Origin of the sequence: Winogradskyella sp. MH6, from assembly GCF_022810765.1 — a bacterium.
Lineage (GTDB): Bacteria > Bacteroidota > Bacteroidia > Flavobacteriales > Flavobacteriaceae > Winogradskyella.
This window is the reverse complement of sequence record NZ_CP094494.1, coordinates 739,864-766,114: the sequence shown is the minus strand read 5'-3', so window position 1 is coordinate 766,114 and position 26,251 is coordinate 739,864. Positions and strand designations below refer to the sequence as shown.

At 33.5% G+C, this 26,251-nt stretch carries 25 protein-coding genes; 16 read left to right on the top strand and 9 right to left on the bottom strand.

Features of this window, described 5'->3' with window-relative positions; translation table 11 throughout:
- Positions 1-37: 37 nt before the first annotated feature.
- Positions 38-3,754 carry a metallophosphoesterase gene (locus tag MST30_RS03575; protein ID WP_243473039.1) on the top strand — a complete coding sequence of 1,239 codons (3,717 nt, stop codon included), beginning with the start codon at positions 38-40 and terminating at the stop codon, positions 3,752-3,754.
- On the opposite strand, the gene MST30_RS03570 is transcribed toward MST30_RS03575, so the two are convergent.
- Positions 3,751-4,575 (bottom strand): YjiK family protein, encoded by an 825-nt coding sequence (locus tag MST30_RS03570; RefSeq protein ID WP_243473038.1) that lies wholly within the window; start codon positions 4,573-4,575, stop codon positions 3,751-3,753. The genes MST30_RS03575 and MST30_RS03570 overlap by 4 nt on opposite strands.
- A 69-nt stretch (positions 4,576-4,644) precedes the next feature.
- Here MST30_RS03570 and MST30_RS03565 point away from each other — a divergent pair, with 69 nt between their 5' ends.
- The 6 genes from MST30_RS03565 (at position 4,645) to MST30_RS03540 (ending at position 10,376) form a co-directional block, all read left to right on the top strand.
- A complete protein-coding gene (locus MST30_RS03565) occupies positions 4,645-5,862 on the top strand; it encodes a BaiN/RdsA family NAD(P)/FAD-dependent oxidoreductase (protein WP_243473037.1) in 1,218 nt (405 codons plus the stop codon).
- Positions 5,859-6,395: a DUF1697 domain-containing protein gene (locus MST30_RS03560; RefSeq protein WP_243473036.1), complete on the top strand. Its 537-nt coding sequence runs from the start codon at positions 5,859-5,861 to the stop codon at positions 6,393-6,395. The genes MST30_RS03565 and MST30_RS03560 overlap by 4 nt, the downstream gene beginning before the upstream one ends.
- Positions 6,396-6,398: 3 nt before the next feature.
- Entirely contained in the window at positions 6,399-7,478 is a 1,080-nt protein-coding gene (locus MST30_RS03555) for a diphosphomevalonate decarboxylase (RefSeq protein WP_243473035.1), read from the top strand.
- A 77-nt stretch (positions 7,479-7,555) separates the two neighbouring features.
- The gene (locus MST30_RS03550; protein WP_243473034.1) at positions 7,556-8,485 is read left to right on the top strand and encodes a mevalonate kinase family protein; all 930 of its coding nucleotides are present in this window, start codon (positions 7,556-7,558) and stop codon (positions 8,483-8,485) included.
- A gap of 67 nt (positions 8,486-8,552) precedes the next feature.
- A complete protein-coding gene (locus MST30_RS03545) occupies positions 8,553-9,455 on the top strand; it encodes a geranylgeranylglycerol-phosphate geranylgeranyltransferase (RefSeq protein WP_243473033.1) in 903 nt (300 codons plus the stop codon).
- An 81-nt stretch (positions 9,456-9,536) separates the two neighbouring features.
- Positions 9,537-10,376, top strand: coding sequence for a pseudouridine synthase (locus MST30_RS03540; protein ID WP_243473032.1), 840 nt, complete (start codon positions 9,537-9,539; stop codon positions 10,374-10,376).
- A 2-nt stretch (positions 10,377-10,378) separates the two neighbouring features.
- On the opposite strand, the gene cysM is transcribed toward MST30_RS03540, so the two are convergent.
- From cysM to MST30_RS03515, 5 genes are all read right to left on the bottom strand, one after another.
- The gene (gene cysM, locus MST30_RS03535; protein ID WP_243473031.1) at positions 10,379-11,257 is read right to left on the bottom strand and encodes a cysteine synthase CysM; all 879 of its coding nucleotides are present in this window, start codon (positions 11,255-11,257) and stop codon (positions 10,379-10,381) included.
- Complete coding sequence (epsC, locus tag MST30_RS03530; protein WP_243473030.1) at positions 11,254-12,048, bottom strand: serine O-acetyltransferase EpsC; 795 nt, start codon at positions 12,046-12,048, stop codon at positions 11,254-11,256. The genes cysM and epsC overlap by 4 nt, the downstream gene beginning before the upstream one ends.
- A 125-nt stretch (positions 12,049-12,173) precedes the next feature.
- Positions 12,174-13,196: a transglutaminase domain-containing protein gene (locus MST30_RS03525; protein ID WP_243473029.1), complete on the bottom strand. Its 1,023-nt coding sequence runs from the start codon at positions 13,194-13,196 to the stop codon at positions 12,174-12,176.
- Positions 13,197-13,205: 9 nt separating this feature from the next.
- Positions 13,206-13,622 (bottom strand): carboxypeptidase-like regulatory domain-containing protein, encoded by a 417-nt coding sequence (locus tag MST30_RS03520; protein WP_243473028.1) that lies wholly within the window; start codon positions 13,620-13,622, stop codon positions 13,206-13,208.
- A gap of 288 nt (positions 13,623-13,910) precedes the next feature.
- Positions 13,911-14,645, bottom strand: a complete 735-nt coding sequence (locus tag MST30_RS03515; protein ID WP_243473027.1) for a CPBP family intramembrane glutamic endopeptidase — start codon at positions 14,643-14,645, stop codon at positions 13,911-13,913.
- 241 nt (positions 14,646-14,886) lie between these two features.
- Between MST30_RS03515 and MST30_RS03510 the strand changes: the two genes are divergently transcribed.
- The 8 genes from MST30_RS03510 (at position 14,887) to MST30_RS03475 (ending at position 22,080) form a co-directional block, all read left to right on the top strand.
- On the top strand, positions 14,887-15,879 hold the full coding sequence (locus MST30_RS03510) for an IS110 family RNA-guided transposase (RefSeq protein WP_243472310.1): 993 nt from the start codon (positions 14,887-14,889) through the stop codon (positions 15,877-15,879).
- A gap of 687 nt (positions 15,880-16,566) precedes the next feature.
- A complete protein-coding gene (locus tag MST30_RS03505) occupies positions 16,567-17,958 on the top strand; it encodes a type III PLP-dependent enzyme domain-containing protein (protein WP_243473026.1) in 1,392 nt (463 codons plus the stop codon).
- Positions 17,959-18,028: 70 nt separating this feature from the next.
- Positions 18,029-18,970: an agmatinase gene (gene speB / locus MST30_RS03500; protein WP_243473025.1), complete on the top strand. Its 942-nt coding sequence runs from the start codon at positions 18,029-18,031 to the stop codon at positions 18,968-18,970.
- Positions 18,960-19,937 (top strand): deoxyhypusine synthase family protein, encoded by a 978-nt coding sequence (locus MST30_RS03495; protein ID WP_243473024.1) that lies wholly within the window; start codon positions 18,960-18,962, stop codon positions 19,935-19,937. The genes speB and MST30_RS03495 overlap by 11 nt, the downstream gene beginning before the upstream one ends.
- A gap of 14 nt (positions 19,938-19,951) precedes the next feature.
- Positions 19,952-20,275 carry a hypothetical protein gene (locus MST30_RS03490; RefSeq protein WP_243473023.1) on the top strand — a complete coding sequence of 108 codons (324 nt, stop codon included), beginning with the start codon at positions 19,952-19,954 and terminating at the stop codon, positions 20,273-20,275.
- A gap of 77 nt (positions 20,276-20,352) precedes the next feature.
- Positions 20,353-20,766 (top strand): VOC family protein, encoded by a 414-nt coding sequence (locus MST30_RS03485; RefSeq protein ID WP_243473022.1) that lies wholly within the window; start codon positions 20,353-20,355, stop codon positions 20,764-20,766.
- The gene (locus MST30_RS03480; protein WP_243473021.1) at positions 20,766-21,542 is read left to right on the top strand and encodes an RMD1 family protein; all 777 of its coding nucleotides are present in this window, start codon (positions 20,766-20,768) and stop codon (positions 21,540-21,542) included. Before MST30_RS03485 ends, MST30_RS03480 begins: the two co-directional genes overlap by 1 nt.
- A 169-nt stretch (positions 21,543-21,711) precedes the next feature.
- On the top strand, positions 21,712-22,080 hold the full coding sequence (locus tag MST30_RS03475) for a hypothetical protein (protein WP_243473020.1): 369 nt from the start codon (positions 21,712-21,714) through the stop codon (positions 22,078-22,080).
- Between the two features lie 18 nt (positions 22,081-22,098).
- Here MST30_RS03475 and MST30_RS03470 read toward each other — a convergent pair whose 3' ends face one another.
- Positions 22,099-23,529, bottom strand: coding sequence for an MptA/MptB family glycosyltransferase (locus MST30_RS03470; RefSeq protein WP_243473019.1), 1,431 nt, complete (start codon positions 23,527-23,529; stop codon positions 22,099-22,101).
- Positions 23,530-23,619: 90 nt separating this feature from the next.
- On the opposite strand from MST30_RS03470, the gene MST30_RS03465 reads away from it, so the two are divergent.
- The gene (locus tag MST30_RS03465) at positions 23,620-24,048 is read left to right on the top strand and encodes an SRPBCC family protein (RefSeq protein WP_243473018.1); all 429 of its coding nucleotides are present in this window, start codon (positions 23,620-23,622) and stop codon (positions 24,046-24,048) included.
- Between the two features lie 3 nt (positions 24,049-24,051).
- Here MST30_RS03465 and MST30_RS03460 read toward each other — a convergent pair whose 3' ends face one another.
- Together MST30_RS03460 and MST30_RS03455 are read right to left on the bottom strand one after the other, a co-directional pair.
- The gene (locus tag MST30_RS03460; RefSeq protein ID WP_441372797.1) at positions 24,052-25,485 is read right to left on the bottom strand and encodes a cellulose synthase family protein; all 1,434 of its coding nucleotides are present in this window, start codon (positions 25,483-25,485) and stop codon (positions 24,052-24,054) included.
- A gap of 56 nt (positions 25,486-25,541) precedes the next feature.
- On the bottom strand, positions 25,542-26,237 hold the full coding sequence (locus tag MST30_RS03455; protein WP_243473017.1) for a glycosyltransferase family 2 protein: 696 nt from the start codon (positions 26,235-26,237) through the stop codon (positions 25,542-25,544).
- Positions 26,238-26,251 lie beyond the last annotated feature (14 nt).

Below are 26,251 nucleotides of genomic sequence, written 5' to 3'. Positions count from 1 at the left end.
TTGGTTAGTATAGTTTTTTATGCTATAATATTTAAATATGAAATTGATATACAGAAAAATTACCATACTTGTTTTAGTGATTTTAAGTCATGCTTGCGCCACATACAAAGCGCAGTACGCAGAAGATGACTTTACGCTTCAGAGTTTGCCAGATAAACCAATCGACAATGTATTCTATTTAGTAGGTGATGCAGGCAAATCACCTATGAATGGTTACTCAGACGGACTAGAGGCTTTTAAAAAACATCTGGCTGAACAACAAGTTTCAAAAGAAGATTACACGCTTTATCTCGGAGATAATATTTATCCGGCAGGATTACCCAAAAAGGAACATAAAGACAGAGCAGAAGCTGAGAATGCTCTTAACGCCCAAGTTGGAGCAGTTGAAAATTTTATTGGCAAAACAATATTTATTCCAGGTAATCACGAGTGGTATGCAGGTGGATTAGAAGGCGTAAAGCGTCAGGAAAAATATATTGAAAAAGCCTTAGGGAAAAACACGTTTCAACCAGAAAATGGTTGTCCGTTAGAAAGTATAGACGTTAGTGAAACGGTTCAACTTATTATCATAGACACGCAATGGTATTTAGAAAATTGGAACGATAATCCAGGTATTAACGACGAATGCGAAATAAAAACCAGAGAACGATTTTTCTTAGAAGTTGAAGGTGAATTAAAAAAAGCCCAGAATAAAACAATAGTGTTTGCTATGCATCACCCAATGTATACTAATGGTGTACATGGAGGTCAGTTTGCTGCTTCAAAACATATTTTTCCAGGTCAAAAGAAAATACCAGTTCCAGGTTTAGCAACGCTAGTGGCTCAGGTTAGAACTCAGGGAGGAGTTTCTATTCAAGATCGCTACAATGAGCGTTATAACGAGTTAATGAAACGTTTAGAAACTCTGGCAGTAGATAGTCCAAAACTTGTTTTTGTATCTGGTCATGAACATACCTTACAATACATAGAGGAAGGGAGAATAAAACAAGTAGTCTCTGGTTCTGGCTCAAAAGAATCTTATGCAACCTTAAGTGATAATGGGTTGTTTTCTTATGGAAAACAAGGTTTTGCAAAACTTGTAGTATACAAAGATGGTAGTTCTTGGGTACAGTTTTTTAGTGCCATAGGAGGAGAACCAAAAGTAATATTTCAAAAAGAAGTTATACCGCCAAATAAACCAGATTTTGATATATCAACATTACCAGATAGTTTTCCTAATACAGTAGAAGTTTCTATTTATTCAAAAGAGGAAACAGATAAATCAGGTTTTTTTGAAGCCATTTGGGGAGAAAACTATAGAGATGTGTATAGTAAAAAAATAACAGCAAAAGTTGCCACATTAGATACGTTATACGGTGGTTTAGAAATTGTTCGCAAAGGAGGAGGACACCAAACACGCTCTTTGCGATTAAAGTTAAAGGACGGAAGAGAGTTAAACATGCGTGCCTTAAGAAAAAGTGCAACACAATACATTCAAACTGTAGTTTTTAAAGATAATTTTGTTAAAAATGAATTTGATGAAACCATTGTTGAAGATCTCATTTTAGATTTTTACACAGCAGCACATCCTTATGCTTTTTTGGTGGTTCCTAAACTATCTAATGCAGCACAGGTTTTACATACCAACCCAAAATTATATTATATACCCAAGCACAAGCATTTAGGCAAGTATAATGATGAATATGGCGGTGAGTTGTATATGATAGAAGAGCGGCCAGAGGATAATTATTCTAACGATAAAAACTTTGGATATGCAGATGATATCGAAAGCACCCACGATATTATTGAAAAAATAAGAAAAGATGAGGAGTATAAAATAGATGAAGTCGCTTTTGTTAGAGCACGACTCTTTGATATGCTTTTGGGAGATTGGGACAGACACCAAGATCAATGGCGATGGGCTCAATTTGATCAACCTAATGGTGATAAACTTTACAGAGCAATACCAAGAGATAGAGATCAGGTGTTTTCTAATTTTGATGGTACTTTGCTAGACATTGGAAGAACTATATCTAGCTCCACAAATCAGCTACAGGTATATGATTCTGAATTAAAAGACATCAAATGGATAAATAGCGCAGGTCACAAACTTGATAAAGCTTTAATAAAGCAATCCGACAAATCTGTATGGTTAGAGCAAGCCGAATTCCTTCAAAATGAGATTACAGATGAAATTATAGAAGAGGCTTTTTCAAATTTACCAGAAGAGATTCAAGGTGAAACTATAGAAGATATAAAAACCAAATTAAAAGGAAGGCGAGACAATTTATTGGATATCGCAACGCGCTATTCTAACTATTTAGATGAATTGGTGATTCTTACAGCAACAGATAAAGACGATTTTATAGAAATAACCAGAGTTGCCGATAAAGAAACCAGAGTACAAATTTGGAGAAATAAAGGTGGAGAAAAAGCAGATGTTATTGTAGATAGAACGTATCATAGAGATATTACCAAAGAAATTTGGGTTTATGGCTTAGATGACGATGATATTTTTGAGGTCAATGGTAAAGCCAATAACTTAATTTATACGAGACTTATAGGAGGGCAAGGTAATGACACTTACATCATCAATGAAGGAAGACGTATTAAGGTTTACGATCATAAATCCAAAAAAAATACTGTTGAAAAAAATAAAGGAGGTCAAATAAAGTTTACGGATAATTATAAGTCTAACCTTTATGATTTTCAGAAGTTTATAACAAAGACAGGTGTTATAACACCAAGTCTTGGTTTTAATCCAGATGATGGTCTTAAAGTCGGTATAAGTCTAACCAAAACTAAAAAAGGTTTTGAGCGTAATCCGTTTTCTCAACAGCATAGGTTTAAGGCAGGATATTATTTTGCTACAGAGGGTTTTGATGTTAGATATAATGGGCAGTTTGCCAATATTTTTGGAGATTGGAATTTAAAGTTGGGTGGTATTTTTACCAGTGAAAATTTCACCAATAATTTCTTTGGTTTTGGTAACGAAACAGTAAATAATGATGATGACTTAGGCTTGGATTACAATCGTGTAAAGACAGGAATAATAGGCCTAAATGTAGGTGCGGTTAAAAATTCTGGATATGGTAGCGAATATGGATTTAAAGCAGTTTTTGAAGGTATAGAATTAGAGGAGACAAGTAATAGATTTATTACAGATTTTGCTCCTACGGCAGATGAAGAGTTTTTTGAAAGACGCTTCTTTACCGCTTTAGAAGCTGAGTATGATTATCATAGTGCAGACGACGAAATTGCAACTTCAAGAGGTATGGATTTTAATATTATAGCTGGTGCCAAAACAGAGATTAACGAGTTGAATAATATTTTTGGTTACGTAAATGCCCATCTTGGATTCTATAATGCATTGAGTATTAATAGAAAGCTGGTTCTAAAGACAGATATAAGAACACAATTGCGATTTGGAGATGATTTTTTGTTTTTTCAAGGAGCCAATATTGGTGATGGTGGAGCAGGATTAAGAGGTTATAGAACCGAGCGTTTTACAGGAAAAAATTCTTTAGTAACCAATGCAGATTTAAGGTATAGCTTTAATAGTTTTAAAACAAATTGGTTTCCAATACAAATTGGAATCTTTTCTGGTGTAGACCTTGGTAGAGTTTGGGTGAAAAATGATACATCAGAAAAGTGGCACAACTCTTATGGAGGTGGATTTTGGGTTGCAGCAGCAGATTCTGTAGCAGGAACATTTAATTTCTTTACAGGAGAAGATGGTTTAAGATTTTCTTTTGGTTTTGGGTTAAACTTTTAGTTGAGTTTAAAACTGTAAATATTGCCGCCTTCATCTCCATTACGTTCATCTGTTATGTAAACCATAGAGTTATTTTTAAAGCAAATACCTTCTTTTTGAGAGTTATGGTCAAAAAGTATCTCTTCAATATTTCCAGAGAAGAAATCATCATTTTTAAAATCTGTGAGCTTCCACAATTTATTATGGTTTAGAAGTACTATGCTTTTGCCATCATCACTAATGTCAGCAGCAGTAATTTTATTGTTTTTACCGTCTAAATTAAAATCAGATCTTAAAATAGCTTCATGTTTTCCTGGTGAGTTAGGTACTTTTAATGTGATGAATTTCTTCGTTTCTTTACTAAAAAGATAAAATGAATTATTGTACAAAAAGAACGCTTCAAAGTCTTTAGAATATTTCTTTTTTGGTACAGTAAAGTCGATAATTTCAGCTTCAGCAGTTTCGCTATCTAAGTCGTTATGATTGATTTTTAAAATCCTAAAATGCTCTCTTTTTTCATTGTTGTTTCCAAAATCGCCAATGTAGATATTTCCTTGCGCGTCAGAAGTTAAATCTTCCCAATCAATATTACTGGCATTAGTAATCGTTATTTTTTTTACAATTTTTCCACTAGAGTCTAATCCGAACAAATTACTGTCGTTTCCAGAATCTTCAATAGTCCAAATTAAATCCGATTGAGGTATAACTTCAGCAGCAGAAGCCTCTTTTATAGAATTATTAATACTACCTTCTATTTTGAGTTGACCAGCAGATTGACAAGAAACCGCAATCAGCGTTATTAATATTAATCTTTTAAAGTGTATCATTGTAAATATTTTCATAGGTTAAGAATAACTATAGAAGTTAGTTTTAACAAAGATTTACTCATAAAATCTTCTTAAATCATCATTTTGAACGCACAAAAAGACATAATTGTTATTGGTGGAGGTGCAGCTGGATTTTTTGCTGCAATAAACATATCGGAAAAGCATCCTGAATTATCAGTTGCCATTTTAGAACGCGGTAAAGAAGGTTTGCAAAAGGTGAAAATTTCTGGTGGTGGACGTTGCAACGTTACACATGCAGAGTTTATACCTTCAGAATTGGTGCAAAATTATCCAAGAGGTGAAAAGGAGTTGCTTGGACCTTTTCATACCTTTATGACAGGAGATACTATTGCATGGTTTGAAGAGCGTGGAGTAGAATTAAAGATAGAAGAAGATGGTAGGATGTTTCCAGTCTCAAATTCGTCTCAGACTATCATAGATTGCTTTTTGTTTGAAGCTAAAAAGCATAAGGTTGAGGTGTTGTATAACCATTCTGTAAAATCAATAAAACCTACTGATAATGGATTTACAGTTAATACATCACAAGGAGATATTGAAGCAAAAAAAATAGTTTTGGCCACAGGAAGCAACCCTAAAGTCTGGAATCTTTTAGAGGATTTAGGACATTCTATAATTCCGCCAGTCCCTTCGTTATTTACTTTTGATATAAAAGATAAGCGCATAAAAGATATACCAGGAGTTGTAGCGCAAAATGTAGAAGTAAAAGTTTTAAATACAGATCTTTTTTCTGAAGGTCCTTTGCTTATAACTCATGTAGGTATGAGTGCGCCAGCGATTTTAAAATTATCGGCTTATGGTGCAGTAGAGTTAGCAAAGCTTAATTATAATTTTAAGATTGAAATTAACTTTATAAAACAAGATTTTGAAGATTGTCTAGATCAATTAAAAGATTTAAAACAAGATTTAGCCAAGAAACAGATTTATGGTACTGCACAGTTCGATTTGCCAAAGCGATTGTGGAGGAAATTAGTCTTAGCTTCAAATATTTCAGAGAATGAACGTTGGGCAGATCTTAATAAAGAGCAACTGACTGCTTTAGCAGAGCAGTTAACACAGGCGGTTTTTCAGGTAACAGGCAAGAGCACCTTTAAAGAAGAGTTTGTTACAGCAGGAGGAGTAGATTTAAAGGAAGTAAACTTTAAAACCTTTGAAAGTAAGTTAGTTCCAAACTTATATTTTGCAGGTGAGGTTATTAATGTAGATGCAGTAACAGGTGGTTTTAATTTTCAGAATGCTTGGACCGGAGCTTATATAGTTTCTCAATCAATTGCTGGTAAATGAAAACATACATAGCTTTACTAAGAGGAATTAATGTTGGCGGACACAGAAAGGTGCCAATGGCAGAGTTAAGAGACTTGTTAACTAAGATTGGATTTTCTAATGTAAAAACTTATATCCAAAGCGGTAATGTGATATTTAAAGTTGCAGAAACTAATGTACAAGAGATAGAAAATTCAATTCAAAAGTCCATTGCTGATCATTTTGGATTTGATGTATCTGTGATGGTAAGAACAAGACAACAGCTGCAAAAAATATTTGATAATTGTCCGTTTTCCGAAGACAAAAAAATCAACAGCTATTTTGCCATATTATCTCATAGTCCAGATAAGGATTTGGTTCAGGAAGCTTATGAGAAAACCTATGAAAATGAGGAGTATCATATCACAAATGATTGTCTTTATTTCTATTCAAACAAGGGTTATGGCAATGCAAAATTTAGCCTTAATTATTTTGAAAGAAAACTTAAGGTTAATGCCACGGCAAGAAACTATAAAACAATGCTAAAGTTACTATCTTTGTCGGCAGAAAATTAGATTATGATAGCCGAAGATTTTATTCTTAAAAATTACAACTCTAATGTAGAAAGTGGCTCAGTGAAATGGGAGTCTCCAAGTAATATTGCATTGGTAAAATATTGGGGAAAAAAGGAAAATCAAATTCCAGAAAACCCTTCAATAAGCTTTACGCTTTCTAATTGCAAGACTATTACGCAGCTTACGTACACTAAAAAAGAAAGTAAAGGATTTAGTTTTGATGTATATTTTGAAGGAGAACAAAACGAAGCCTTCAAACCAAAAATCCTAACCTTTTTTGAGCGTATTGAAGAATACGTGCCATTTTTAAGAGATTATCATTTTAAGATTGAAACCTCTAATACCTTTCCACACAGTTCAGGTATTGCCTCTTCGGCATCAGGTATGAGTGCTTTGGCATTGTGTTTAATGAGTGTTGAGGTAGATATAGGTGCTGATTACACTTCAGAATATTTCAATAAAAAAGCGTCCTTCTTAGCCAGGTTAGGCTCTGGTAGTGCCTGTAGAAGCATTGAAGGTGAGTTGGTAGTTTGGGGACAAAATGAAAGCACAGAAAGTTCAGATTTGTACGGAATTAAATTTGATGGCGAAGTACATCCTAATTTCAAAAATTATCAAGATACCATCCTTTTAGTAGATAAAGGCGAAAAGCAGGTGAGCAGTACAGTTGGTCATAAACTAATGTTTGGTCATCCTTTTGCTGAACAACGTTTTGCTCAGGCTCATGATAATTTAGCAAAACTCAAAAAAATTTTAGCATCTGGTGATTTACAAAACTTTATAAAAATTGTTGAAAGTGAAGCATTAACGCTTCATGCTATGATGATGACGAGTATGCCTTATTTCATTTTAATGAAGCCCAATACTTTAGAAATAATCAATAAAATCTGGAAGTATAGAGCCGAGAATAATTCTAATGTGTGTTTTACTTTAGATGCAGGCGCAAATGTACATATGTTATATCCTGAAAATGAAAAAGAAAGTGTGCTAAAGTTTATAAATGATAAATTAGCTGAGTACTGCCAAAATGGTCATTTTATCACTGATTTTACAGGTAAAGGTGCACAATTAATTGAAAAATAACATGGCTTAGGTCTTGAATGCAAACCATATAGCAGATTAATCCGTATATTTGTTAAAAGAAATTGTTTAATACCAATATGAAAGGACCTCTTTTCTACTCAAAAATTCTACTCTTTGGTGAGTACGGAATCATTAAAGATTCTAAGGGTTTATCTATTCCTTATAATTTTTACAACGGAGCTTTAAAGGTTGATGAAAATCCCTCTGAAGAGGCTTTAAAATCTAACGAAAGTTTAAAACGTTTTGCGTCTTATTTAGAAAGTTTAGACAAAGATTTAGTGTCTTTTGATATAGATAAACTTAAGGAAGATATTGAAGCTGGTATGTACTTCGATTCGTCTATACCGCAAGGGTATGGTGTAGGAAGTAGTGGAGCATTGGTTGCGGCAATTTATGATAAGTATGCTAAAGAAAAGATTACAGTTTTAGAAAATTTAACGCGCGAAAAGCTATTAAAGCTTAAAGCTATTTTCTCTGAAATGGAATCGTTCTTTCATGGTAAATCTTCTGGGTTAGATCCTTTAAATAGTTACTTAAGTTTACCAATATTAATTAACTCTAAAGATAATATTGAGGCTACAGGCATACCATCTCAAAGTACAGAAGGTAAAGGAGCTGTATTTTTATTAGATAGTGGTATTGTTGGCGAAACTGCACCAATGGTTAGTATTTTTATGGAAAACATGAAGAATGAAGGATTCCGTAGTATGCTAAAAGAGCAGTTTATTAAACATACCGATGCTTGTGTAGATGATTTCCTAAAAGGTGATATTAAATCTCTGTTTAGAAATACAAAGCAGCTATCTAAGATTGTATTAAATAACTTTAAACCTATGATACCAAATCAATTCCATGAATTATGGAAAAAAGGTATTGAAACTAATGACTACTACCTTAAGCTTTGTGGTTCTGGTGGAGGTGGCTATATCTTAGGCTTTACCGAAGATATAGAAAGAGCTAAAGCAGCTCTAAAAGGTCAGAAATTAGAAGTTGTTTACAACTTTTAGAACTAAAAATATTACATTTAAACCTCACAGATTCTAGTAATTTGTGAGGTTTTTTAATTCTAAATATATGCTAACAAGAAGGCAGAAACATATTCTGTTAAAATTCTTCAGCCTGTTTTCGGTGGTGCGTGGTTACAATATCTTGGTTGTAGTCATTGCTCAATATCTAGCATCTATCTACATTTTTGCACACGATAAGCCTTTAAAAGAAGTATTGTTTGATGTTAATTTGCTTATGTTGGTATTAGCATCATCTGCAACAATAGCCGCAGGTTATATTATCAATAACTTTTACGATTCCGAAAAAGACTTAATTAATAGGCCAAGAAAAACTATGTTAGACCGTTTGGTAAGTCAAAATACAAAGTTGTCATTTTACTTTGTGTTGAATTTTTTAGCAGTTGTCTTTGCAAGTTATGTGTCCTTTAGAGCTGTTATATTTTTTGCGCTCTACATTTTCGCTATATGGTTCTATTCGCATAAATTAAAGAAGCAACCAGTTATTGGTAATTTGGTGTCTGCTATACTTGCCGTAACTCCGTTTTTTGCCATATTTATTTATTATCGAAATTTTGAATTGGTCATTTTTGCCCATGCCATCTTTTTGTTCTTGTTGGTATCTATGCGAGAGTTTAGCAAAGACTTAGAGAATATTAAAGGAGATTTAGCATTAGATTATAAAACAGTTCCTGTAGTTTATGGAGAGCGAACTTCTAAGGTAATGTTAACGGTTTTAGCATTACTAACAATAGGTTCGGCAATAGCACTAATTTTGTTTTTTAAAATAGGGTATATGTACTATTTCTTTTATTTAAGTATAGTGTTGCTTTTACTTTTCTTGTTAATCCTATGGAAATCGAACAAAAAAACGCATTACCTCATTCTTCATAACATTTTAAAATTCATCATAGTAGCAGGAGTGTTTTCTATTTTACTCATAGATGTTTCAGTGGTTTTAAATCGCTTGTAATGTTTTTGTTGTAAGAACAAACAACCAAAAAATAAAGTCGTTGGTATTAACTAATATTATACCTTTGCCAAAAATTTAAATATGAGCAGACATCAAGATAGCAAAGGAAAAGGAAAAACTTCAGGAAGAGGACAAGCTAACAGCAAATCTAAAAGTTTTGCGAGAGGTAATGCTCCTTTCAAAAAGAAACCAAAACCAAAAGCGACATCTAATCCAGATGAAATTCGCCTAAATAAATATATTGCCAATTCTGGCATGTGTTCGCGTCGTGAAGCTGACGAAAACATAGCCATTGGCTTAGTAACTGTTAACGGAAAGGTCGTAACCGAAATGGGTTACAAAGTAAAGCGTACAGACGATGTGCGTTTTGATGGTCAGCGTATTGCGCCAGAACCTAAGGTATATGTGTTACTAAATAAGCCAAAAGGGTTTGCAACAACTACAGCAGAAGGTAAGGGTAGAACGGTAATGGATTTAGTAGCCAATGCAACCAGTGCTAATATTAGACCAATAGGTCGTTTGGGTAGAAATTCGCTTGGACTTTTGTTATTTACTAATGATGACAACGTAGTGCAAAAATTTACCAATTCTAAAAATGGTGTAGCACGATTGTTTCAGGTAGAGTTAGATAAAAACTTAAAGTTTGAAGACTTAAAAAAGATAAAAGAAGGCTTTAATGTAGATGGTAATTTAATTACTGTTGAAGATATAAGCTATGTCGAAGGAGAGTCTAAAAATAAAGTAGGCATAAAAATCAAAAACACTGGGAATACCATATTACGTACCATATTTGATACGTTGAAATACGATTTGGTAAAAATAGATTGTGTAGCTATTGGTCACTTAACCAAAAAAGATATTCCTAGAGGACATTGGAAACATCTTACAGAACAAGAGGTTAATACCTTGAAGATGTTGTAATCTTAGCCAAATAAATCTGAAGACAAATACCGATCTCCACGATCACAGATAATACTAACTATAACACCGCTTTCTAACTCGTTAGCAAGTTTTAAAGCGGCAGTTGTAGCACCTCCGCTACTCATACCAGCTAAAAGACCTTCTTCTTTTGCCAGTCTACGAGTCATAGCAATAGCTTCTTCTTGGCTAACTTCTATAACACGATCTACTTTAGAAGCATCAAAAATTTTAGGTAAATAAGCTTCTGGCCATTTTCTAATACCAGGTATTTTAGAGTCGTCTGTAGGTTGCACACCAACAATCTCAACACCTTTGTTTTGTTCCTTTAAATATGTTGAAGTGCCCATAATTGTACCAGTGGTTCCCATGGCAGAAACAAAATGCGTCACAGCACCTTCAGTATCTCTCCAAATTTCTGGACCAGTAGATTTATAATGCGCCCTCCAATTATCATTATTTTCAAACTGATTAAATGAAAAGTAGCCTTCGTTTTTAACCTTGTCTATGGCATAATCACGAGCGCCTTCTATACCATCAGGATGTAGAGTTACTTTAGCGCCATAAGCTTTCATAGTTTGCACACGTTCCTTTGTTGCTGTCTCTGGCATAACAAGTTCTATATCTAATCCGTAGATAGCAGCAATCATAGCAAGGGCAATACCAGTATTTCCACTTGTGGCTTCAATTAATTTTGAAGATTTGTTTATTCGCTTAGCTTCCAAGGCACTTTTAATCATGTTGTGGGCAGCTCTATCTTTAACACTGCCACCAGGATTATTACCTTCTAGCTTAAAATAAAGACTCACATTAGGATTAGTGTTTAAAGCTATCGATTTTACAAGAGGAGTATTTCCTATTCTATCAATTAACGTCTTGTTCATTTAGCCTGTGTTTTTTTAGAGTAAATTTCAACTTTATGATTGTGGATTACTGTGGAGTTTTTTGGTACTGAGGTTGTTAACCAAGTGTTGCCACCAATAATACTATTTTCGCCAATAACAGTATCTCCACCAAGGATTGTTGCATTAGCGTAAATCGTTACATTATTTTTTATTGTTGGGTGACGTTTCGTAAACTGATCTTGTTTCCTTACGATTAATGCACCTAATGTAACACCTTGATATATCTTTACATTATCGTGTATTTCTGTGGTTTCACCAATTACAACACCTGTACCATGATCTATAAAAAAGGAACTACCTATAGTTGCTCCAGGATGAATGTCTATACCTGTTATTTGATGTGCATATTCAGTCATTAACCTAGGAATTATAGGAAGCTTTAAGTTGTGGAAAATCCTTGCCATTCTATAGATTGAAATAGCAAAAAAACCAGGATAAGCCATATAGATTTCCTCGAGCGATTTTGCAGCAGGATCGTTATTAAGAATAGCTTCAGCATCTTTTTTTAAACTGCAATACAAATCTGGAATGTTTGTTAAAAAGTCAGTCCAACGTTTGCAAGGTTTACCTTTGGTTTTTGGGCAGGCAATATCTCTTAAAGATATAAACAGAGGTTCTAAAACAATAAATGCCTCTTCGGTATTAGTGTCACTATCAAAAAAAGCTTTAAAGAGTAATTTGGTAAAACGTTGAGATTCCTCTTTTAAAATCATAGGTACTTTAATAGCAGATTTCTGCTCATTTATTACCATTAATAACTTCTTATCCATTCTTGCCTTTTCTGTATGTTAACGACACTTATTAATCGTGTCTAAATAACGAATTTAGTGAAAGTGAAGTTGAAAGGAAAAAGCTTAACACTAATTTATTATTGTTAATTTATAGAAGTGCAAGTCTATTTTTTAACGTCAACAGTGTAAGTTGATATTAAATCATCATCGATATACAGATGCACATCATAAAAACCAGTTTGGTTAAACTGATGTTCCAGCTCTAGAGATTTATCCTTAATAGAAATTGAAGTAGGTTGGTCTTTCCAGGTACTAAAACCATTGTCAAAACCAAGTTTTACATTTTTTGGCTTTGTGTTGTTTTTTAATTCATACTTGAATACCACTTTTTGATGAGGCTTTATAGTATGATGCATTTGTTGAGGAGCATTGTGCAGCTCTAGATTTTTATAGGCATTACCATACAATACTGGCGCTTTTAAAAAAGTATCAAATGTAGGAATCTCATCATCATCTAAAAGCCACCAACGTTTATCAACAGGAAAATGATTTATGGCAAACAGCTTTGGGTTTGCTAAAAAGAAGCCATCGTTATAATGAAAATAGAATCTGTTGGTCTTAGGGTTTGGAATGCCACTGGCCCAAGTAGGATCACACAAATACCATTTGCTCTTAAGTTTTACAGCATTCCATGAGTGATTGGGTAAATCTAAAGTTTCAATATTTGTGGTACTTACACGACCAAAACCTTGTACTATCTCACATTTTAGATTGGCAAAATCAGCTAAAGTTTTTACCAAATAGGCATAACCTGTGCAAATAGTTCGTTTTTTCTTAAGCAGCCTGCTAAAAAGCTTAGATCTAAATTTTGTACTCCAGGTATCAAGCTTTAAGCTATCATCTTTAAAACGTTGTCGTTGTCGGTCGTTTTGTAGGTAAAGATTGTAGTCGTTAGCAATATTGTCGCAAACCCACTTATAAATGGCTCTAAACTTTTCTACATCTGTGTTTAGTGTATTGGTGAGTTTAAAAGAAAGTTCAGGTAGATTTGTAAGGCTTTCACCTTTTAATGATAAGGCAATACTATCTGCTTTTTTAAAATCTATATGGTCAAAGTCTGCGATTTGAGCATTAAGCCTACATAAACTTAAAAAAAGCAGTAGTAGTAATAGAAACGTTTTTTGCAAAACTTACACTTAATTCTTTTTGCGTTTAGACTTGTAAGGTTTGTTGGTGTCTACAGCGCCAATCATTTCTACCATATCTGGTGTAAGCTCTAAAATAATAAAGCTTGTTTTATCTGTTATAGATACCTTTTGGGTTTCGTAACCAAGATAGCTAAAGACCAATACATCACCAGTTTTTAATTTCTTCGGAAATGTAAATTTACCTTCATCATCTGTTACAGCGCCAACTCTGGTGCCATCTAATGTAATGTTAGCACCAGGTAAAGGACCATCTTCGTTAGATACGAGACCTTTTATGGTACGCTCTTGTGTAACTTCTTTAGTTTGACCGAAAGCGGTATTAAACGTAAATAATGTCATCATTAAAACCATTGCAAAACCAAAAGTTTTGAATGTGTTGCTCTGTGTTAATGTTTGTGTTTTCATAAAATCTAGGTTTTGTTTACCTCTAAACTAAAGCGTTTGGTTAAAGATATAAAATACACTTTAGTTATTAATACCTTTGGTTGAGTAAAGTGCTGATTGTAGTGAGGGAATTTTCATGTCTTAAACAACAAAAGCTCCTTAATGGTCTAAAAATCTTGTTTGGATTTTGAATTGCGTCCAACGGTCTCGGCTATGAGTAGTTGCGTGGGTTAGCACTAACTTTTACAAGTACACACCAAACTGAAAATCCGCAGGGATTTTCAGAAGTAGGCTCTCACTATCAATGGATTATATACGTTGTTGCCTGCTGGCTTTTTTATTCAAAATTTTTGTCATTCCAACTATAAGTACAATTCCAAATGAAATTAATAACGCTATGGTTTGATAATTATATATTAATTCCAGTTTATCTTTATCTCTAAAAACTGCTAATAGATAGTAGGTTGTGATATTATAAAACAAATGAGCAAAAATGTTCAAATAAATACTATTTGTTTTAAAGTAAATATAGGCTAATACTATTCCAGCGATGAAAGACGGTAAAATTCCAGTATCAGAATAGATATGAGCAATTGCAAAAATAAAAGCCGAAATCCAAATTCCTTTTCTAATTCCGAGAGTGTTTTTAATATTTTGTGCTAAAACTCTACGAAATAAAACCTCCTCGAATATTGATATAGAGATTAGAATTGGAACCATTAGATTCAAACCAATGATAATAGGATGCTTAGTGATGTCGATTCCAGCCATCTTGCTCGCAAGAACAGGAATAAGATTACAAACGGCTATAAGTCCGATTATTCCAGTTATAATTCCAATAATCTTATTGATTTTAAATTCGGCTTTTTCTTTTTTAGGAAGCTTTCCTTTTTCAGATGCGATAAGAATTAGTCCAGCTAAAGCCATTATTCCTAGATGATACAGATGAGCAATCCATAAATTATTTAATTCAGACGTAAAGTAAAAACCTACTAACAGAACTGAAATAAAAAGTAATAAATTCAGGTAGAGGTTTTTCGTCATTTTGATTTGGTCGAGTTGGTTTTTTCAGCTTGCAGGTAACGGTCTCCTTTACTTTGATATCATTAAATTTAACAAGAGAAGAGAGGAGAACTCGAACGGTCTTTAGATAATATCCATTACACGTAATAGTCCTCTCTGTCTCTTGTAGGATGTTTTGAAGAACTAATTGGAATACCTAGCCCTATAGGCTCATTAAAGGAAATAGTTACAAAACATCATTAATGATAATTTTTTTAAATATATGAAAAATGTTAGAGATGTAATCGGGATAGATGTATCCAAGAAAACCATAGATGCTACAGCATACCAAAGCGAGCATCATGCTGTATTTACCAATGATAGAGCAGGTTATTCAAAACTCCTTAAATGGGCAAATCACCAAGTTGGCAGTGATTCTTATTTTTTATGTTTCGAAAATACGGGCAATTACTCACTAAAGCTATCTGTTTTTTTATCAGAAAGTGGAGTTTGTTATGTAGAAGAAAGTCCTATGCGCATAAAGCGCAGTACAGGTCTTACAAGAGAGAAGACAGACAAGCTAGACTCTTATATGATAGCCAGGTTCGGATGGATGTATAGAGAAGAGCTTCAGCCAAGTCATATGAAACCACAGATCTTTCAAGAACTGGGAAGAATACTCTCATTAAGAGACCAATTGGTTAAAGATCGAAGTGGGTTAAAATCTACATTAAAAGAAAACAAGCACTTGCTGTCAAGCCCATCCACAGATGTTTGCTGCAAGATTTTAGAACGATCTATAAAACATATAGACAAACAAATAGAAGCCTTAGAAAGCCAGATGAAAACATTGGTAAAGACCGATGATACCTTAAGGCAAAACTATGAGTTGCTGCGTTCGGTAAAAGGCGTAGGTCTTATACTTAGCTGCCAATTGCTCTACCACACCTCTAACTTTATTAAATTCAGTACATGGAGAACCTTTTCAAGTTATTGTGGTATAGCACCGTTCGAGTACAGTTCAGGAAGCTCAATAAGACGGCGAAAACAGAGCCATTATATAGGTGATAGAAAAATGAAGACCCTATTGAGCATGGCAGCCGTATCAGCTATTCAATCAGACCAAGAACTTAAGAAATACTACCATAGAAAACTCGAAGAAGGTAAACACAAAATGATAGCCTTAAACAATGTTAGAAACAAAATATTGGCAAGAAGTTTTGCAGTAATAAAAAGAGGTACGCCCTTTGTAAATATAGCAGCTGTAAATTATTAAAAAAACACTTGTTTTTTACCTTGGAATACGTATAACTGTCAGTTACGGGATTAAAGATAAAGTTTTTTAGTTAGGTCTTAGTATAAGCCAGTTTTTTATTATCGCAAATAGAAGCAGCACAGAAAGCACCATTTTCATGTTTAACTCGATAAAAAGGGTAGTAAGCAAAAAAAAGCACTGTGCAATCATATGTATTTCCACAAAATACCATTATAAGTAAGTTAAACAAGGTAAAAGCAGCTATCCAAACCCAATTTATACCAAATATATACCGACTATATGCCGACTTTATGCCGTGTTAAAAGTGGGGCTACTAGCCCTATCATTAAGGTCATATGTAAAAAAAATACAAAAAAGTGTTGCGTATTAAAAAATAGTATACATTTGCTGCGAAATTTAGAGTCACTAACACAACAGATTCTAAATTTAGCTGAACACATTGAAAACTGTTTTTACGTTCGGGCTTTTGAAAATTAGGAAGTCATATTCAAAAGCAGCTTATAAGATAAGCATCCGAAATTTAAAGCTAACTCCCGTTTCTCCGATAGCTGCTAGCCAGCATAGTTATGGCTTTGTGCCAACTACAGAAAGCCAATTTCAGATTTGATATAGAGTTAACATTAATTGTAAATATATCTTTATACCTTTATTTTTTTTCTGAAAAACACAAACGAGAATTAAACAAAAATGAATACAAAATACATTGATCTTATCGATCAATCCTTTTACTTTCCTCAAGAAGAATTTCACCTAGAGGAAAACGCACTTCAATTTCATGGTATAGATTTAATGAAATTGATAGAGCAATACGGTGCACCTTTAAAGTTCACCTATTTGCCTCAAATATCTAACAACATACAACGTGCCAAGTCGTGGTTTGCAGATGCTTTTGCAAAACATAATTATAAAGCAACATACAATTATTGTTACTGTACAAAGAGTTCGCACTTTAAGCATGTATTAGACGAAGGTTTAAAGAACAATATTCATATCGAAACCTCTTCGGCTTTCGATATTGATATTGTAAATAGCCTTAAGAAAGAAGGAAAAATTACAGACAAAACCTTTGTAATTAGTAACGGCTTTAAGCGCGAAAAGTACATTAATAATATTGCCGATTTAATCAACGGAGGTCATCAAAACTGTATACCAATCATAGACAACTATGAAGAGTTAGATTTACTTACCGAAGAGATTAATGGCAAATTTAAAGTAGGTATTAGAATAGCTTCTGAAGAAGAGCCTAAGTTCGAGTTTTATACGTCGCGCTTGGGTATTGGTTACAAAAACATTGTGCCGTTTTATAAAAATCAGATTCAAAACAACGAGCAAGTAGAGCTTAAGATGCTGCACTTCTTTATCAATACTGGTATTAGAGATAATGCATACTACTGGAACGAGTTGACCAAATGTCTTAAAGTATATACGTCGCTAAAGAAAATCTGTCCGTCTTTAGATAGTTTGAATATTGGTGGAGGTTTTCCAATTAAAAACTCACTGGCTTTCGATTTTGATTATGCCTATATGGTAGATGAAATTGTTAACCAGATAAAAACTTTTTGCGAGCAGGAAGAAGTAGACGTACCACATATTTTTACTGAGTTTGGAAGTTTTACTGTGGGTGAAAGTGGAGGTGCCATTTACAAGGTGTTATACCAAAAGCAACAAAACGATCGTGAAAAATGGAACATGATTAATTCATCTTTCATTACAACATTACCAGACACTTGGGCAATAAACAAACGCTTTATCATGTTGCCAATCAACCGTTGGCAAGAAGGTTATGAGCGTGTGTTATTGGGTGGATTAACTTGCGATAGTGATGATTATTACAACAGCGAACAACACGTCAATGCTATTTATTTACCAAAGTATCACAAAGACAAACCGTTGTATATAGGCTTTTTTAATACAGGAGCATATCAAGAAACGATTGGTGGTTTTGGCGGATTGCAACACTGTTTAATACCAAGTCCAAAACATATATTAATTCAACGCGATGATAACGGAAACTTAACAACCGAAGTTTTCGCAGAACAACAAAAAAGTGAAGATTTACTGAATATTTTAGGATATTAGAAGTATTCAGAGTCAAATAAAAACAAACAATAAAAATAAATAATTAACTTCCCTTTCAGGAATTAAAAAAATGAAAACAAAAACTTACGCTGGTATTCCAGCAGAGCATTCAAAATTAGATCAGTCAAAGATTGTTTTAATCCCAGTACCTTACGATGGTACAAGTACATGGCAAAAAGGAGCAGATAAAGGCCCAGAGGCGTTTTTACATGCGTCAGAAAACATGGAATTGTACGATATCGAAACCGACTCTGAAGTGTATCTTCAAGGTATTCACTTAGCAGATGCGGTTACGGAAAATGCGTCACCAGAAGCTATGGTAGAGGCTGTGCACGAAGCAACCAAAAAGTACATTAAAAAGAACAAGTTTGTAACAGTTTTTGGTGGTGAACATTCAATTTCTATTGGTACTATTAGAGCTTTCAATGAAATGTTTGAGGATTTAACAGTGTTGCACATTGATGCGCATGCCGATCTTCGCGAAAGTTATGAAGGTTCTAAGTGCAACCATGCTTGTGCAGTGTATGAAGCTAGCCAAACAACAAACCTTATTCAGGTTGGTATTCGTTCTATGGATGCTATCGAGAAAACAGTAATGGACGAAGAAAAAACGTATTTTGCTCACGAAATGGCTGTAGATGATAACTGGATGGATTCAGCAATAGATCAAATGACGGATAATGTTTTTATTACTTTTGATTTAGATGCTTTTGACCCTTCTATTATGCCGAGCACTGGTACACCAGAGCCAGGAGGATTGTTTTATTATGAAACACTAGAGTTTTTAAAACAAGTTTTTGAAGAAAAGAATGTTGTTGGTTTTGATATTGTTGAGCTTTGCCCAAATGAAAATGAAAAGTCTTCAGACTTTTTAGCAGCAAAGCTTTACTACAAAATGTTAAGTTATAAGTTTCAAGATCAAGACGTAGACGACGATTTTGAAAGTAATTTCAATAACAATTCAAACGGAAATAATAAATTTTCTAAATTTAATGACGAAGATGAGTACTAATAAAGGACACATAACACAATTTATAGAGAAGTATTACCTACACTTTAATGCAGCAGCTTTGGTTGATGCAGCAAAGGGGTACGAAGATCAGCTTAATAATGGCGCTAAGATGTTAGTGTCTTTAGCTGGTGCTATGAGTACCGCAGAGCTAGGTAAGATTTTTGCTGAAATGATTCGTCAAGATAAAGTACACATCATATCTTGTACAGGTGCAAACCTTGAGGAAGATATCATGAATTTAGTAGCACATAGCCATTACAAGCGTGTGCCTAACTACCGTGATTTAACTCCGCAAGAAGAGTGGGATTTGTTAGAAAAAGGTTTAAACCGAGTTACAGATACTTGTATTCCAGAAGAGGAAGCATTTAGACGTATACAAGAACACATCGTAAAGATTTGGAAAGAGGCTGAAGCTAAAGGTGAGCGTTACTTGCCACATGAATACATGTACAAATTATTATTGTCTGGTGCATTAGAAGAGTATTACGAAATAGATTTGAAAGACTCTTGGATGTATGCAGCAGCAGAAAAGAACTTACCAATTGTTTGCCCAGGTTGGGAAGACAGTACTATGGGTAATATTTTTGCAAGTTATGTGCTAAAGGGTGAGCTTAAAGCCAGTACAATGAAATCTGGTATTGAGTACATGACCTTTTTAGCAGATTGGTACACAGATAACTCAGAAAATGGAATTGGTTTCTTTCAAATAGGTGGAGGAATTGCAGGAGATTTCCCAATCTGTGTAGTACCAATGTTATACCAAGACATGGAACGTACGGACACACCATTTTGGAGTTACTTCTGCCAAATTAGCGACAGTACAACAAGTTATGGGTCGTATTCTGGAGCAGTACCGAACGAAAAGATTACTTGGGGAAAATTAGATATTAACACACCAAAATTTATCATAGAAAGTGACGCAACTATTGTTGCGCCATTAATTTTTGCGTACCTTTTGGGTATGTAATCCAACCTAACAAGATGAACAGAAAAGACCAACACTTAAAACGCGTCATTGTAGACTTTAAAAAACTAACACCAGAAATACTAGCCTTATTGGTGGAGAAATATCCTGATGGTTATGATGAAGATCATATTATAACATTCAGAAATGCTAAAAACGAAATTATAGATGCCGTTGAGGTAACTACCGAGGATACCAAGTATTTGGTTAAAGTTAGTACAAAATTAGCGGTAACCATGGAGAATTACGATGAGGATGATTATGAGGATTATGACGATGATGATCCAGAAGCAGTACAAGATCCTGAGATTGCTGAGGATGCAGAAGATGATGATTTTTAATAATTACCGTAATTGGTGTTATATAATTTTGTAACTTTCTTTATATTAAAAAGTTATAAACTCTAAGTGCTTAAATTATGGAAACGTCATTTCACATGTCATTACCGTGTTTGAGTGTAAAGGAAACCCAAGACTTTTACATTAATAACATTGGAGCATCTGCAGGAAGAACCTCAGAAAACTGGGTGGATATAAATTTGTTTGGTCACCAGATAACATTTATAAAAGCCGAAAAATTTAACTTCAATAATCCAAATTATGTATTTGAAGGTAAGATTTTGCCATCCTTTCACTTTGGTGTTATTGTAGATGTTGATAATTGGAAAAAAATCTATACCAAGCTTACCAAGCAGAAGTTAGAGGTTGTAACCAAAACCACTTTTTTAAAAGATAAAACAGGAGAGCATCTATCATTTTTTATTAAAGATCCTAATGATTACATGTTAGAGTTTAAAAGTTTTACAGAACCTAAGGATATGTTTACTACATAATGTTACCAGTTGTCGCTTATCAGGTAGCAAATACTATCAGTATAAAATCTAGCAAACCGCAATTGTGTTGGCAGTTGTTGTTTCAAGATAGTGATGAGTTGTTTTATCTACACTCAAAAGACAAGTATATTTATTTGTTTCAATATGGAATGGTGAGCTTTTTCAACCTTTCAAAAGCAGAAATAAATGAAGCCTTGCAAGCTATTAAACCGTTTTGTGATACTTATTTTGCTGATAAAATTTCCGAAGAGGTTAACGTAGAAATACAAGCCAATACACTTCAAGTAAATTTTGAAAGTATTGTGTTGCCAGACTTTAATAGCGAAATGATACGATTAGTGATGCTTAATGCATCGCAATCTGTAGCCTTAAACCGTTTTTCGGAAATTACAGAAGCCTTATTAATAGAGACTAATGAACACACCAAATATTTAGAAGCTAAAGGAAAGCTCGATATTTCAGGGAATAAGTTAAAACGCTTCATTGGTAAGATTCTAAATATAAAAAACAAGATTTCTGAAAACCTGTATATTTTTGATTCACCAGAAATAACTTGGGAAGACGAACAGTTAAACAAGTTAAATTCTGATTTAAAACAGACCTTCGACCTTAAGGATCGTTACCATGTTATCCATGATAGGATAGAGATTATTAAAGAGAATTTAGAACTCTTTAAAGATATTATGGATCATAGAGAAAGTAGTCGACTAGAATGGATTATTATCATTCTAATCTTAGTAGAAGTTATAGATATGTTTATTCTAAAATTGTTTTAGACAAAGGACAGTAAATTCTTCACAATTATACCACAGATATCATTGTCTTAGATAGTGATCTAAAAGATATGGGCTTGAGGTGGTAAACTCCCAGCAATAAAACAAAATAAACAAAAGGTGTTTTCTAGATGTATAGACAATGAGAATGCCTATAAACGTATAAATTAAAATGAAAAACAAACATTTCTTAGTATTCGTGTTTTCAATTATAGCGTTTAGTGTAAACGCAATTGACGAAAATAAAAAAGTGACAAAAGAACAAGATACAGAAACAATCATGGCTACTTTTGATGGTTATGATGAAGAAGATGGTTATGCCTTTTTGGTGCAAGGTGAAGACGATGAAGATGATGAGGATATTATGTATTTCTATGAGGTAACAGAAGAGGTTTTAAAAACAGTAAACCTAAAATCGGATGATATGATAGGTGAGCGTTTTCAGATAACCTATAAGATTGAAACCTATGAGGAAGAAGATGAATATGGTTACAAAGAAACCTACGAAAAATATACTATTATAAAGATCGCAAAGATTTAATATTAAAGAGACTGCTAATTAAATTGGCAGTCTTTTTTTTAGAATGACTTCCCAAAAGAAAGCAGAAAATACTACGAAGTATTCTAGAGCAACAATCCACAAATTTTCAGATTTATCTGCTGTGCCAATACCAATGTAAGAGAGATAGCTTAAGATTATAATTGCACTCCAAATAAGTGTATACCTGTAGTTAGTGAATATGCAAAGCATTACCAAAGTAGCAATATACCAAGGATGTACTGTAGTACTTAAAAAAAGATAAATTGTAAAAACTAGTAGTATGGATGTACTAAGTTTAGGTATGGAATTATTTTTTTTAAAAAAGGAAAAGCCTAAAATTGCCAAAATTGAAATTAGAGGCAGAATCTTACCAATTATACCAATTTCATTATAACCAGTAATAGCATAACCAATAGCTCTTAATACATAGTAGATGCTGGCATTAAATTCAAAATTATTAAACCACAGTCCGACCGTTTTAGAGTAGTTGTCTACAAATGCCATTGAAAAGAATGGAAGGAAAAATGCAATTAAGGTGATGCCAACAATGGTATAGAATACAGATAATCTAGTCATTCCTGCGAAGGCAGACAAATTTTTAGGTTCAGCGTAGCTAATCCATTTTTGTGGGCTTCTATCTTGATTACTGAGCTTAGTAGAAGTGAACCACCAAAAAAACAAAGGCAAAAACATTAACGGAATCAATTTTACTGAAACCGAACAAGCAAAAACAACAGCAGCCCATTTCCAATAGCCTTTATGCAATAGATATAAACTCCAAACTAGGAAGAAAATCATAACACCCTCAAAATGGAGATTGCCAGTAAGTTCTATGATGATAAAAGGATTTAAGATGTACCAAAAGATTCGATTAGAAGGTAGTTTTAAAGCTTCTAAAAGTTTTTTTCCAAAATAGAGTGTTCCTATGTCGGCAGCAATGATAATGAGTCGCATACCAATAACTGAGCTCAAAATACTATGACCAGGAAAGAGATTGCCAATTACAAAACATAACTGATTTAATGGAGGATAATTAGTAAAGTGAGAGGAGCTAAGTGCTCCCATTCCATTATACAATTTTTGTGCTAAAGGAATTTTAGTCTCACCTTGATTTATTATAACATCTGGTGTATATAAATAAGGATTTAGCCCTTCTAAAAGCATCTGCCCATCCCAAATAAATCGATAGAAGTCTTGTGATAAATTAGGGATAGCAAATAAAAATAACAGTCTGAATATAATAGAGGCTATTACTAAAATTCTAAAGTAGAATCCAGACGTTTTCAAAATTTGGAAACCTAAAATAAATAAGATGCTATAAAGTAAAATGAGTTGTAAAGCATCGGTTCGCTTTGTGTAGTATGTAAACCATATGTAAAGCATACAACTTATTAAGATGTAAGCTAATGTTATCTTTTTGTATTTGTAAATATTGGCTAATCCAAACATAATAGAACCAAAGATAGAATTATTTAAATCTGCTATGTCTTAGATGTAAAAAAAGAATAATAACTTTAAATGGAATTAAAATGTATAGTTATGAGCCATTCTATTTATTTCAATTTTATGATTAATACAGATAAATTCAGTGTTTATAGAGCTGTGTCAGAGCCAGAGCATTTGGTGAATTGGTGGCCTTTAAAGTGTTCTGGAGTTCCGAAAGTAGGAGAGGAATACAATTTTAATTTTACAGATCAATACGATTGGTATGCCGAAGTGAAAAGCGTTCAAGAAGGGGAATACATTCACTATAAAATGACAAAGTCTGATAAAGACTGGAATCCTACAACTTTTGGTTTTGACCTAGAAGAAAAAAATAATGGTATTTATCTTCACTTTTTTCATGAAGATTGGCCAGAGTGTAATACACACTTTAAACATTCCTCCTTTTGTTGGGCAATGCTCTTAAAGGGTTTAAAAGATTATTTGGAAAATGGGATTATTGTGCCGTTTAAAGACAGAGAATAGTATTTATACTTTAGAGCCTAAAGATTTAAAAAATACATACCCAAATCCAATACAAAGCATTAAATGAAAAGGAAACAATCCAAAGTCTCCACCTTGGTCACCTACTATAAAAGCGCTATAAAGTCCAAATGCAAAATACAACATCAAAATACCTTCTAGGACGACGTTTTTAGATAGCGATTTTTTAAGGTACTTGTTGTTTTTCCAGTTGTCTTTAAAACTCTTAATATTAAACTTTGGTGTTCTAACAAACTCACTTTTTTTACCTACATGACCTTCTATTACAGCAATAGAGTTGTGAAGTGAAAAGCCCATAGCTATTGAGAAAAAAGTAAAGAACATACCAATGTAACTAAAGAATTTTTTGAAACCACTTCCGTAGATATTTCGGTACATAAACCAGTAACATACAAAGAAGATGATGGTACTCATTATAAAGAAACTCATAACATAGAAGTAGTCTCTTAAATGTGCATATTCATTCTTTATATACAACATCGGAATACTTAAAATAGCGACAATAAAGATGCTTAAAAACATAGAGCTATTAAGTAAATGCAATAAGCCGTGAACTTTGGTTTTTGCAGAAATATTTTTAGACTTAATAACACGCCAAAGCATTTTTCTAAAATTCTCTGCACCACCTTTATTCCAACGAAATTGCTGGGATCTTGCAGCACTAATAACTATTGGTAATTCTGCAGGAGTTTCTACATCTTCAAGGTATTTAAATTTCCAGTTTTTGAGCTGTGCTCTATAGCTTAAATCTAAATCTTCGGTAAGTGTGTCACCTTCCCAGTTACCTGCATCTATAATACATGCTTTGCGCCATACCCCAGCAGTACCATTAAAATTGATAAAGTGTCCTTTGCTGTTACGCCCAACTTGTTCTAATGTAAAATGTGCATCTAGAGCAAAAGCTTGTATTCTGGTAAGTAAAGAATAATTTCTGTTAATGTGTCCCCAACGCGTTTGTACAACACCTATTTTTTCATCTTTAAAATAAGGTACAGTGCGCTTTAACCAATTAGGTTTTGGTAAGAAATCGGCATCAAAAATGGCAATAAATTCACCTTTAGCAATTTCTAAACCTTCTTTTAAGGCACCAGCTTTAAAACCAACACGATTGGTTCTGGTTATGTGTTTTATATCTAAGCCTGTAGCTGCTAATTTATCTACATGTGCTTTGGTAGAATGCACAGTTTCATCTGTAGAATCGTCTAAAACTTGAATCTCTAATTTGTCCTTAGGATAGTCTAGTAAAGCAATGTTGTCTAGCAGGCGTTCCATTACATACATTTCGTTAAAAACAGGTAATTGTATAGTAACGTAAGGCACTTCTTCGGGATTATTTAAGTCAAGTTTTTCGCAAGTACTGCGTTTCTTTTTGGACGATAAATAATTATAAAGAAGGTTTAATTGCGCCAATGCGTACATAAAAATAAGTACGATAGCAATAGTATAAATTACAATAATGAAGTAATGCAGGTATATCACTTAAAACTATATTTAAAAATCCATCCAAGGATTTTTACGCCTGCAAATATAGCACCTTTTATCGTTCCTGAAACTTTTGAGACACCTATTCTGTTTTTATATTTTACAGGAATCTCTCGGTAGCTCAATTTTTGCTTTAGTGCTTTTAGTTGCATTTCTACCGTCCAGCCATAAGTTTTGTCTTCCATTTTTAGGTCTAAAAGCTTTTGGTATTTAATGGCTCTAAAAGGGCCTAAGTCTGTAAAGGTAGACCTAAAAAATAAGCGCATTAATTTGGTAGCTAGCCAGTTGCCAAAAATTTGAGGGTCAGTCATGGAGCCATCTTCACGAAATTCTTTAACACGAGCACCAACTACAAAATCGACATCGTCTTCTAAAATGGGCTGAACAATTTTTGTAAGCTCTTCAGGGTAATCACTGTAATCTCCATCTAAAAACACTATAATGTCTGGTTGTAGTTCTTTTTTAAATCCAGCAATATATTCCATGCCTTTTAAGCACGCATAGCCATAACCTTTTTGTTTTTCAATTAAAACTGTAGCACCTGCTTGTTTGGCATTTGTTTCGGTATTGTCGGTAGAATTGTTGCTTACAACAATAATTTCATCAACAATAGAAGGAATATCTTTTATTACAAGAGGAATGGAGGCTTCTTCGTTGTAAGCCGGAATGATGACTTTTATTATGGGCATTTTAGGCTGTCAAA

Coding starts and splice junctions, on each gene's coding strand:
- MST30_RS03575 (WP_243473039.1), top strand. CDS start 38: ATGAAATTGATATACAGAAAAATTACCATACTTGTTTTAGTGATTTTA.
- MST30_RS03570 (WP_243473038.1), bottom strand. CDS start 4,575: ATGAAAATATTTACAATGATACACTTTAAAAGATTAATATTAATAACG.
- MST30_RS03560 (WP_243473036.1), top strand. CDS start 5,859: ATGAAAACATACATAGCTTTACTAAGAGGAATTAATGTTGGCGGACAC.
- MST30_RS03555 (WP_243473035.1), top strand. CDS start 6,399: ATGATAGCCGAAGATTTTATTCTTAAAAATTACAACTCTAATGTAGAA.
- MST30_RS03550 (WP_243473034.1), top strand. CDS start 7,556: ATGAAAGGACCTCTTTTCTACTCAAAAATTCTACTCTTTGGTGAGTAC.
- MST30_RS03545 (WP_243473033.1), top strand. CDS start 8,553: ATGCTAACAAGAAGGCAGAAACATATTCTGTTAAAATTCTTCAGCCTG.
- MST30_RS03540 (WP_243473032.1), top strand. CDS start 9,537: ATGAGCAGACATCAAGATAGCAAAGGAAAAGGAAAAACTTCAGGAAGA.
- cysM (WP_243473031.1), bottom strand. CDS start 11,257: ATGAACAAGACGTTAATTGATAGAATAGGAAATACTCCTCTTGTAAAA.
- epsC (WP_243473030.1), bottom strand. CDS start 12,048: ATGGATAAGAAGTTATTAATGGTAATAAATGAGCAGAAATCTGCTATT.
- MST30_RS03520 (WP_243473028.1), bottom strand. CDS start 13,622: ATGAAAACACAAACATTAACACAGAGCAACACATTCAAAACTTTTGGT.
- MST30_RS03515 (WP_243473027.1), bottom strand. CDS start 14,645: ATGACGAAAAACCTCTACCTGAATTTATTACTTTTTATTTCAGTTCTG.
- MST30_RS03510 (WP_243472310.1), top strand. CDS start 14,887: ATGAAAAATGTTAGAGATGTAATCGGGATAGATGTATCCAAGAAAACC.
- MST30_RS03505 (WP_243473026.1), top strand. CDS start 16,567: ATGAATACAAAATACATTGATCTTATCGATCAATCCTTTTACTTTCCT.
- speB (WP_243473025.1), top strand. CDS start 18,029: ATGAAAACAAAAACTTACGCTGGTATTCCAGCAGAGCATTCAAAATTA.
- MST30_RS03495 (WP_243473024.1), top strand. CDS start 18,960: ATGAGTACTAATAAAGGACACATAACACAATTTATAGAGAAGTATTAC.
- MST30_RS03490 (WP_243473023.1), top strand. CDS start 19,952: ATGAACAGAAAAGACCAACACTTAAAACGCGTCATTGTAGACTTTAAA.
- MST30_RS03485 (WP_243473022.1), top strand. CDS start 20,353: ATGGAAACGTCATTTCACATGTCATTACCGTGTTTGAGTGTAAAGGAA.
- MST30_RS03480 (WP_243473021.1), top strand. CDS start 20,766: ATGTTACCAGTTGTCGCTTATCAGGTAGCAAATACTATCAGTATAAAA.
- MST30_RS03475 (WP_243473020.1), top strand. CDS start 21,712: ATGAAAAACAAACATTTCTTAGTATTCGTGTTTTCAATTATAGCGTTT.
- MST30_RS03470 (WP_243473019.1), bottom strand. CDS start 23,529: ATGTTTGGATTAGCCAATATTTACAAATACAAAAAGATAACATTAGCT.
- MST30_RS03465 (WP_243473018.1), top strand. CDS start 23,620: ATGAGCCATTCTATTTATTTCAATTTTATGATTAATACAGATAAATTC.
- MST30_RS03460 (WP_441372797.1), bottom strand. CDS start 25,485: ATGTACGCATTGGCGCAATTAAACCTTCTTTATAATTATTTATCGTCC.
- MST30_RS03455 (WP_243473017.1), bottom strand. CDS start 26,237: ATGCCCATAATAAAAGTCATCATTCCGGCTTACAACGAAGAAGCCTCC.